The sequence below is a fragment of the Protofrankia coriariae genome (genome assembly GCF_001017755.1).
Taxonomy (GTDB): Bacteria; Actinomycetota; Actinomycetes; order Frankiales; family Frankiaceae; genus Protofrankia; species Protofrankia coriariae.
On sequence record NZ_JWIO01000029.1, the window covers coordinates 1 to 9011 of the forward strand.

The 9011-nt window shown below is 71.8% G+C and carries 9 protein-coding genes; 1 reads left to right on the plus strand and 8 read right to left on the minus strand.

Annotated features, from left to right (window positions below; genetic code table 11):
• Window positions 1–113: 113 nt before the first annotated feature.
• The gene (locus FrCorBMG51_RS16930; protein WP_047224045.1) at window positions 114–911 is read right to left on the minus strand and encodes a hypothetical protein; all 798 of its coding nucleotides are present in this window, start codon (window positions 909–911) and stop codon (window positions 114–116) included.
• Between the two features lie 1492 nt (window positions 912–2403).
• Between FrCorBMG51_RS16930 and FrCorBMG51_RS31585 the strand changes: the two genes are divergently transcribed.
• The gene (locus FrCorBMG51_RS31585; RefSeq protein WP_235433668.1) at window positions 2404–2598 is read left to right on the plus strand and encodes a winged helix-turn-helix transcriptional regulator; all 195 of its coding nucleotides are present in this window, start codon (window positions 2404–2406) and stop codon (window positions 2596–2598) included.
• A 41-nt stretch (window positions 2599–2639) separates the two neighbouring features.
• Here FrCorBMG51_RS31585 and FrCorBMG51_RS16940 read toward each other — a convergent pair whose 3' ends face one another.
• From FrCorBMG51_RS16940 to FrCorBMG51_RS16970, 7 genes are all read right to left on the minus strand, one after another.
• Window positions 2640–5663: an AfsR/SARP family transcriptional regulator gene (locus tag FrCorBMG51_RS16940; RefSeq protein WP_047224046.1), complete on the minus strand. Its 3024-nt coding sequence runs from the start codon at window positions 5661–5663 to the stop codon at window positions 2640–2642.
• Window positions 5660–6088, minus strand: a complete 429-nt coding sequence (locus tag FrCorBMG51_RS16945; RefSeq protein WP_047224047.1) for a pilus assembly protein TadG-related protein — start codon at window positions 6086–6088, stop codon at window positions 5660–5662. The genes FrCorBMG51_RS16940 and FrCorBMG51_RS16945 overlap by 4 nt, the downstream gene beginning before the upstream one ends.
• Window positions 6085–6540, minus strand: coding sequence for a TadE/TadG family type IV pilus assembly protein (locus FrCorBMG51_RS16950; RefSeq protein WP_047224048.1), 456 nt, complete (start codon window positions 6538–6540; stop codon window positions 6085–6087). Before FrCorBMG51_RS16950 ends, FrCorBMG51_RS16945 begins: the two co-directional genes overlap by 4 nt.
• On the minus strand, window positions 6537–6887 hold the full coding sequence (locus FrCorBMG51_RS16955; protein WP_256386261.1) for a pilus assembly protein TadE: 351 nt from the start codon (window positions 6885–6887) through the stop codon (window positions 6537–6539). The genes FrCorBMG51_RS16950 and FrCorBMG51_RS16955 overlap by 4 nt, the downstream gene beginning before the upstream one ends.
• 228 nt (window positions 6888–7115) lie before the next feature.
• A complete protein-coding gene (locus tag FrCorBMG51_RS16960) occupies window positions 7116–7334 on the minus strand; it encodes a hypothetical protein (RefSeq protein ID WP_047224049.1) in 219 nt (72 codons plus the stop codon).
• Complete coding sequence (locus tag FrCorBMG51_RS16965; protein ID WP_047224050.1) at window positions 7331–8239, minus strand: type II secretion system F family protein; 909 nt, start codon at window positions 8237–8239, stop codon at window positions 7331–7333. The genes FrCorBMG51_RS16960 and FrCorBMG51_RS16965 overlap by 4 nt, the downstream gene beginning before the upstream one ends.
• A partial coding sequence (locus FrCorBMG51_RS16970) for a type II secretion system F family protein (RefSeq protein WP_235433669.1) occupies window positions 8236–9011 on the minus strand: 776 nt, incomplete at its 5' end. The genes FrCorBMG51_RS16970 and FrCorBMG51_RS16965, both read right to left, overlap by 4 nt.

Genomic DNA, 9011 nt, shown 5'->3' on the forward strand with positions numbered 1-9011 from the left:
ACAGACACGAGAAACCCGCACGGCGCGTACTCGGAATGCCGTTCCAGACAGTCTGAGAGCCTCTGAGCGATGCTCAGAGGCTCTCAGACAGCGGGAATGGGTATATCGGTGGTTCAGCGTGCGGCGGCGTAGACCAGTTCCTGACGGGCTTCGTCCAGCCGGGCGGACAGTTCGGCCCATTCTTTCCGTGCGGCATCCCGTGTTCTGCGGACGTTGTAGCGGGAGCCGTGCTTGCCCCCGTACAGTTCGTGCGCCACGTCCGCGAGGACAGGTGCCCGTCCCAGGTCGGGCGCGGCGTTCCCCCGGATGATGATCTTTCCGAGAGTGGGGAAGCCGCTTCCGTCTCCCCATGCCATCCGGAAAAGGGCGTCGCTGTTCTGGGCCAGGTGCCCGGTAGTCGCCAGGTGCTCAGCGTGCCGGACTCCGGCCATGAGCTGAGCTCCGGGGATCGCGTCTATCTCGCTCGGAGGATCGTCGAGGCGGTAGCCGTTGCGCGCGGCGGCATCCCGCACGGCCCATCGGCGTACGGTGTCCCGCGTTGCGATCATCATGTTTCCGTTCTTACGGACGTACTGCCACGAGTCCGGCTCACGGGTGGTGACGGAGCACGACGCGACCACCGACGTCCGAATGATCCGGCCGAACTTCCGCGCGAACAGCAGAACGGCATCCTGTGTCACGTCGTCGGAGACGTCGTCGGTGCCGTACCGGCCGTAGCCGTTGCGGGTGAGGGTGGCGCTTCCGTCCATCCGCTTGCGGGAACGGGTCGCGTCGACCGTCCGGCAGTAGCCACGCGCAAGGCGCTGAATGATCGTCCAGTCCTCTTCAGTGACTCTGGCCATGTCCTCACGCTCGGCAGCCTGGGCGGGAAGGTCGTTCGGAACGTCTTTGCTGAAAATGGCACGCAGCATCGCTTTCTCCGTACGCGATGGGGATTCTGGCGCGCTTTCCGCGCGTCCAGCCGACAATTAATGCTCCCGCCGGCATCCCTGTAATGCAATACCCGAAAACTGTCAAATCCAAGATTTTTATGAGAACATCTGTGCGAATTTTGCAATCATGGAATAATGGTCAACGAGAATTCGGCGAAGAAGTGGAAGGGAATGGGACGAGCATGGCGACAGGAGAATGGCAGCGGCACGAGAAATGCGAGATAAAAACTCCCGGGATATCCGGAGAATAGTCAAGAAAATAGAAAATGGTGCCGAATGGTCTCGGAATGGCAGCAGTCAGTACTGCTATCCGCCGGTCTCCGGAGCCTACTATTACTGTGCCTGCCGGCATCTTGAGTCGGGGAGGACGTGGGTAGTGCCAGTGTGCTGGTGACCTGCGCCAGCGTGACGGCTGGGGGGTACCCGTTAGGGGGCAGCCCGGCAGGTACACCGGCGGGTAGGCCGGCGGGCAGGGCGATGGGCGCCGTTTTCCGGGGTCTGCGCCAGGTGGATGCCGTCACATGACGCCGGTACGACAGCGCGTCGGGCTGTGGCCAGGGCCGGACGCGCTGTTGCTCGATCCGTACGGCTCCTGCCCGTCTCGAACGCCGCCCCATGTCGTCAGCGCGATTTTCCCGCAGGGGGGCGGCCGGGTGTCGCTGCGGAAGACCGGAGCGCCGCGCCCGCAGTGCGTGGGACGCGCCCATCGTGCTCGCCGGGTTATGGCCGGCGCGCCCGCCGAGGTTGGCATGCCGGCATCAGCCCTTTGGCCTTTTCCGTGGAAGCCGGCACTGACCTGTCTGGGATCCTTTCCCGACATCGACAGCCCTTTTCAGGCCCCTGTCCGGCGATACACTCCCGTCCTCCTCCCACGCCATGCCGGGGGTCGCTCCCTGGGCGGGGGTGCGGGGAATCGCTTGCGATGAGCAGCCTGTTGTTACCGTACGTCATTCACCGGCGGTCGCTGTCAGTGAGGCCGTGCAAGGGCCGGGGTCGGTGCAGATGGCGGGATCGGTCGCGCCGGCCGAGATGCCGCACCGAGGGGCTGCACAACGGGTACCCGCGCCAGCTGGTTGTTGTTGGGGAAGAGTTTGTCGAATAGCGACCGTCTCGGGCACGCTGAGGATAGGAGTCGCCGTGCCGGTGCATCTGCCCCTTCCCGCTGCGACGATGTGATCGCGTTGCGAAACGGAGTGGTCAACGCCGGCGAGGAGATCGTGGGGTTCCGTTGGGGTGGCGTGCGCTGAGGTGGTGGCTGTGACGGGCGAGGCGGGGATGTCCGACGCTGAGCGGCGCGGTCTGCTGCACGATCTGCGGCGTCTGCTGGATCCGGAGTGGTTCCCGGATGTGCTGGTGGTGCTGGCCGCGGGGTCGCGTCCCTACACCGGCCTGCTGCACGCCATCCGCTCCTACGGGACGGCGGGGACGAGCCGCCGGCCGCAGCCNTCAGGACGGTGTACTCAGCCGGACCTTGCGGTGGTTGGAGGCGCGCGGGCTGGTCGAGCACACGCGGGAGGAGCAGTTCCCGTTCCCGACGTCGTACCGGCTCACGCCGCCGGCGGAGGAACTGGTCGAGCTGCTGGAGCCGCTGGCGGCGTGGGCCCGCAAGCACGAGGACCTTCTCCTCCGGGATCAGCGGGAGCGGTCCCGTCGGCGTCGAGCGTAAGAAGGCGGGCGCGTCTGCCCTGCGACAGCCCGTCCGAGCTCCTATGAGGCTGATCGGGTGTTGCGGGGATCGGGCTGCTGACGCTGGAGGGCGTGGAAGAACGCGGTGGTGTCCGTGGTGGGCTGCTGGTCGATGTCGGCGAGGCAGGCGGTGAGCAGGGCGTAGGTGCGGCTGACGGCGTCGGGGTGGCCGAGGCGGGCCTGGGCGCGGGCGATCTGCCGGTAGAGCTGCTCGTTGTAGGGATCGAGCTGGCGCAGCACTTCCAGGAGCTCGAGGCGTTGCGGGTTGTCCTCTCCGATCGTGGCGGTCAGGCTGGCCAGAGCGTCGGCGACCTGGCGGCGTAGGTGTTCGCGGTGGGGTTCGGCCCAGGCGCCGGTGAGGTCGTCGGAGAGGTGACCGGTGTAGGTGGCGGTGATCGGCAGGAGCGCGGCGAACCGGTCCGCTGCGGTGGTGGCGTGGTGGCGTTGTGCCAGGGCGTCCTGGAGCTGCCAGAGGTCGACGCTGAGCAGGTCACGGTGCAGATGGTAGCGGCCGTCGTGGTGGACGACGATGTCGTCGATCGTGTCGGTGGTGGCGGTGCGCAGCGCGCGGCGGAGCTGGGAGAGCGCGGCGTAGAAGCGGTTGTCGAGACGCCGGCGGCTGCTTTCGCCGTCGTCGGGCCAGAGCGCCGTGACGAGGGTGTCGCGGCGGACGCCGTCGGGGTGCAGCGCCAGGTAGGCGAGGATTTCGCGGGCTTTGGGCCCCACCCCGTCTATGGGCTGGTAGTCGGCGTCGGCTGTCGGCCGGTACAGCAGCCGTAGGGGGCCGAGCACGGTGAGGAGCAGTGGTGTGGTCGCGGGCGGCGGACGGTGTGTGCTCACGGCCGGGCCGGCCACGGACGCCGGTGCCGGTGCTGGCGCCCCGCTGTCTCGGGGTGTGGCGGCGGATGCGCTGGTGGTGGGTGCGGGGCCCGCCGGCGGGGGTTGCGCCGGTTCCGGGAGCTGGGGGTGTGCGTGCCGGTCGCCGTCGTGGGGGCTGTCGGGCGCGGCGGGGCTGGTGTTAGCGGGGGGCGATGCGGAGGCGGGTGGTGGGGGCGGTGGCCCCTGGGTAGGGTTTGCCCGCCGGTACGCCTCCTGGTTGTCCGCGGGGGCGTCCGCGTCGGCCAGCAGCTCGAGGAGCTGTGCGGCGTCGACCGGTGGGAGGGTGAACAGGCGGCTGCCGGTCAGCCGGGCGGCGATGGTGGGGCTGGCGGCGCCGACCACGCCGTCGGGCCGGACCCGGACGGTGGCCCCGGCCCGCCACTGCCCGTAGAGGATGCCGGCCAGCCCGAGGGACGAGCCGTTGTCGAGCACGGCCTGCAACCGGCCGTCCGCCGCCGGGGTGGGAGTGGCGACGGCGACGAGGGTGGCGCGGTGGGCCGTGGGGGTGCCGTGGGCGGCGAGACGAGCCCGGGTGACGATCTCGGCCTCGAGCCGGTCCAGGAGCGTGTCCAGGTCGGGGACGATGTGCAGCCGCTGCGGGGGGTGGGCGGTGGCCTGTTCGCCGAGGAGCCGTATCGCGTCCGCGGCGGGGATGAGGATCTCGACGGGGTCGGTGTCGGGCCGGTGGCGTTCGGCCAGCAGGGCGAGGAGCAGGGCCCGGATCGCCGCGTCGGCGCCGGGGCCGATCAGGCCGAGGCCGCGGGTGGCGGCGAGGTCGAGGGCGAGCGGCCGGCCGTCGCGGGTCGTGCCGACGACCTGGGTGCCCGGCGGTGGGGCGGTGTGCGCGGCGGTGGCCTGGGCGTGGCGGCGGCCGGCGACGTGGCGGTCGCCGGGAGAGCGCACGACGACGGGATCGCCGTGCTCGTCGGGGAGCGCGGTGGCGGCATCGTAGGCGATCGCCAGGTGGCGGATGACGGGTGCCTCGTCCAGGTCGTCTCGCTGGCCGCTGCCGGGTGTGTAGTGCCGGCGGCGCCACAGCCGCAGGGTGAACAACGCGACGGTGAGCAGCGCGACGGCGCCGAGACCGAGGTAGCCGCCGGAGGGGAACGCCACGCCCGGGGCGTGCGGCGGCGCGGGGGCAGGCTGCTGCGGGGGTGGCACGGCCGGTGACGCTGGCGCGGACGCTACGGCCGGTGACGCTGGTGTGGACGGTACGGCCGAGGGGACCGATGGCGGGGGGATCGCGGTCGGACCGCCGGCGGCGGACGGGCTGGTGGCGGACGGGCTGGTGGTCGCGCCGCCGGGCGAGGTCATCGCGGGGGGCGGGCTGGTCGGTGACGGCGTGTGCGGGGGCGCGGTGGCCGCATGTGCGACCGGTGGCGGCGGGTCGGAGACGGGCGGGCGCCCCGGGGATCCGGGGGCGACCGCCTCGGCTGGCAGGCGCAGGACCCAGCCGGGGTGAATGAGCTGGGGGCGGGTCAGCGTCCGCCCGTCGGCCTGGACGACGCCCTGGTTGACGGCCCACAGCTCCGGCCAGCGAGCCCCGTCCCCGAGGCAGCGGGCCGCGATGCGCCACAGGCTGTCGTGGATGCCGCCGTGAGGCGCCTGCACCACCACGGTGCCCGGCGCCGCGACCGGGGGCGTGATGTCCGTCATGGTGCTGGCCGGGACGAGGCGGGGGGTGACGGGTCCGGTGGCGACGACGGTCGCGACGGCGGGGCCGCCGTCGGATGCCAGCGGCAGGCGGGGGCTGAGGGCGGTGAGGAGCACGGCGCCGAGCAGGAACGCGGCGAACCCGCGCATGCCGCCGGCGGGCAGCGAGGAGCCGTACGTCGGCCCGCGCGCTTCCCGCAGGACGTCGGGAACGGTGAGGACGACGGAGGCGGTGAACGCGGCCCACAGTGGCCACAGCAGGCAGGCGAGGATGTTCAGCAGCAGGCCGTCGTCCATCGGGCCGGTCAGCCGCGTCTCGATCTCCGCCCAGGACGGCAGGTGATCGGGCAGCGGCCAGCCGACGAAATGCCACAGTCCCCACGGCAATCCGCCGATCAGGGCGATCAGCGCGACGAGGGCGACGGCGGCGCGGACGATGCGGCCCAGCGCCAGCCCACCGGCGGCGAGCCTGCGAGGGAAGGGCCGGGGTGTGCTGGCGACGGGTCGGCTCACGGCATCACTCCGGCGGGTGGGGCGGGGTGGGCGCTACCGGTGCCGGTGACGGTGAGCGCGTCCAGCCCGACGATGCCGAGGAGCTGGGTGTGATGGGTCGCGGTGACCGTGACGGTGACCGTGTTGTCCGCGACGGTCGCGGTGCCGGTCGCGCCGGCCTGAGCGAGGTAGGACCGCGCGGCGGCGACCGCGGGGTCAGGCAGCAGCCGGACGGTACCCGTCCGACGGAACGCGGTGAGATCGATCTTCTGCGCGCCGGCGCGGGCGGCTTCCTGCGCGATACCCATCGCGTTGGTCTTGTCCGCGAGCGCGCCGCCGGCGTCCACGATGAGGCCGCCGAACATGACGAACGCGGCGAACAGGATGACGACGAAGACGGTGACGGTGCCCGCGTCCCGCTCGCCGCGGCACGCCCGGCGGATCATGGCAGCGTTCCAGGCTGGTCACCAAACGCGTCGACCGGCGCGGTCGACGTGCCGTGCAGTGTCGCCGTGCCCGGGACGGCGAGCAGTGCGAGATCGTCCAGGGTGACGGTGCACGACACCGTGACGTGGACCAGTCCGCCCGGGGTCAGCCGGGTGGTGTCGGTGTCGACGGTGAGGTCCTGGCAGGTGACACCGGTGTCGGCGAGCACGTCCTGCGCGGTGGAGCGGGCGTCCGCGGCGGCCTCGGTGGGGGTGCGGGCGAGGGAGGCGGCGCGGGCGGCCTGGTGGGCGACGTCGGTGACCCGCAGCCGGGTGGTGCTGATCCGGTAGCACAGGATGAGGAACAGCAGCATCAGGAGCAGCACCGGAATGATCAGGACGAGTTCGGTGGTGGCCGAGCCCCGGTCGCCCGTGCCGGAGTCCGGTGTCGTCTGCGGGGGCAGGCGTGTCATGAGGCTTCGGGCCGGCGCTGTTCGAGGGGGCCGGCCGCGGTGGCGTCGACCCGCAGGTGCAGGCCGGGGACGACGCTGGCGGCGCTGCCCTGGATGCGGACGGTGGCGCGGGCGGCGTCCCGGGTCACCGTGATCTGCGGGTCGGTCAGGGTGGCCCGGCCGAGCTGGGTGAGGGTGGCGTCGGCCTGCTCCTGGCCGGCGGTGACGCTGCCGCCGTCGGCGCGGACGGCGGCCAGGGCGCGGGCGGCGGTGGCCTGGGCGATGTGGGTGGCGTGCGCCCAGATCGTGACCTGCGCGAGCAGCAGCACGATGCTGAACAGCACCGGCAGCACGAACATCATCTCGATGGTGAGCGCCCCGCTGTCACCCCGCCGCGCCGATCCGCCGAAGGCGGGTCTGGTCCGTGCGCGCCGCCGCGGCGGGCAGGACGGTGGAAGTGGCCTGGGCGGGTGGGGTCGAGGAGCACGCCGGTGGGAGTGGTCCTGACCGGTTCGGGGCGAGGAGCCGTGGCATGGGGGGACGCGGCAGTGCCAGCGGGGTGTCGGGTGGATGCGGGCTGCCATGGCTGTTTTCTGCTACTTGAAAACAATGTTTTGCGCGGCGTCCAGGATCTGCGGGCCAAAAATGCCGATGACGGTCAGCGCGAGCCCGGCCAGGAACGCGATCCAGATGACCTGTTCGGTGGTGCTGCCGCGGTCGCGTTCGTCCGGCGGCATGTCCCGCACACGGGTGTACACCCGTGACCACCAGGTACGCAGATGGTCGAACACGACACCTCCGACAGGAAAGATCATAGCGATCGGGTGATCTGGGTCATCGCGGGATAGAACACGAACAGAATGAAACCGATCGCGATCACCACGCCGGGGATACTCATCCGTTCGGTGGCGGCATTCGCATCGGTTTCGGCGTCCTGGGCCTGACGGACCCGCAGCGCGGCGGCTTTCGCATCCAACGACTGGCGGACGCGGGCGCCTTCGGTGCCGGCAAGCGCGACCGCATCGGCGAGTTCGATCAGTTCGGAGATCTGAAGCTCCGCGCCGAGCTGGCCCAGCGCCGCCCAGGGGGTGACGCGGGTGTCCCGGGCGGTGGCCAGGGCCCGGCGCAGGGCGATAAAGGGCCAGCCCTGGCCAATCCCGGCGGCGTCGGTCACCGCGGATTCCACCCCGGCCCCACCGGCGAGCAGCACCTGAATCCAGCTGAGATAGGCCGACAGCGCATGACGGAACGCGGCCCGGTGACGCGCCGCTTCCGTGCGCACGGTGAGGTCGGGGAACAGGAATCCGGCGACGGCGCACAGGAGTGCGACCACGGCCGGAAGCGCCCAGGGAAACGGGCGGCCTCCGGCGGCGAACGCCACTCCCATCACGGAGGGCAGCAGCAGCCCGGCCAGGCCCGCGGTGGCCTTCTCGGCCAGGTGCGCGTCGATACCCCGGCCGAGAATCGCCAGGTCCTGCCGCAGCGCCTCGGTCGGCAGCCCGGCGGCGCGCAGTAGCCCGACGAAGGGATGGCCCGTCCGTACCGCCCAGCCGTCCTGGCCGGCCGGGGCCGGTGCCGGGCGGGCGGGTGCTGGCGCGGCGGCGGGATCAAGCCGGGCGAAAAGCTCACCCAGCGGCGGGCGGGGCGGGAACAGCCAGACCGTCAGCGCCCACAGGCCGGCCCCGACCCCGGCGGCCAGCAGCATCAGCAGCACGGTCATCGGCTACCCGCTCCCCAACCGGCTCCCCCACCGCTCCCGGCTGGCAGGCCCGCCGGGGTCGAGGTCGTCGTCGTGCCCCCATCGCCCTGGAGGAAGCGGGCAGGCTGGCGGATCCGGGACATCCGCGCCAGCCAGACGAACCCCACGGTGAACAGGACGCCGACGGCGAGTAGCACCAGCTGACCGGCGGCGGTGCCATACGGGGCGAGGAAAGGCCGGTTGAACAGCACCAGCCCGCCGGCGAAGACGATGCTCGTCACGACGACGACCCGCGTCGTGGTGCGCATCCGGGCCCGACCCACCTCGATCCGGCCGAGCATCTCGACCTGGGCACGGGCGGTCGCGGCGAGCTGACCGAGCAACCCGGACAGCTGCCGGGCCTGATGCGCGCTGGCAAGGACCAGCGCACCGATCACCAGATCGGCCAGCGGATCATCTAGCTCGTCCGCGAGGGCGTGCAGAGCGGGAGCGAGCCGTTCCCGCCGGTCGATCCGGGCTGCCAGCACGGTGACCTCCAGGCGGATCGCGGCCGGGACGGCAGGCGTGGTCGCGTGGATCGCCTGTTCCAGACCGGCCGCGGCGGCGAGGGTGTCCCGGAGCTGCTCGGCCCACACCGCGATCGCCTGGGTGCGGGCGACCTGACGGGCATGGGCGTGGTCACGGCCCAGCAGCCGCGGCAGGGCGACGACCGCCAGCGCGGCCAGCAGCCCGCCGACGATCCAGCCGGTCACCGCACCCACGAGGATCCCGGCGGCGCCCGCGGCGGCGGCCC

Coding starts and splice junctions, on each gene's coding strand:
- FrCorBMG51_RS16930 (WP_047224045.1), bottom strand. CDS start 911: ATGCTGCGTGCCATTTTCAGCAAAGACGTTCCGAACGACCTTCCCGCC.
- FrCorBMG51_RS16945 (WP_047224047.1), bottom strand. CDS start 6,088: ATGATCCGCCGGGCGTGCCGCGGCGAGCGGGACGCGGGCACCGTCACC.
- FrCorBMG51_RS16950 (WP_047224048.1), bottom strand. CDS start 6,540: ATGACACGCCTGCCCCCGCAGACGACACCGGACTCCGGCACGGGCGAC.
- FrCorBMG51_RS16960 (WP_047224049.1), bottom strand. CDS start 7,334: ATGATCTTTCCTGTCGGAGGTGTCGTGTTCGACCATCTGCGTACCTGG.
- FrCorBMG51_RS16965 (WP_047224050.1), bottom strand. CDS start 8,239: ATGACCGTGCTGCTGATGCTGCTGGCCGCCGGGGTCGGGGCCGGCCTG.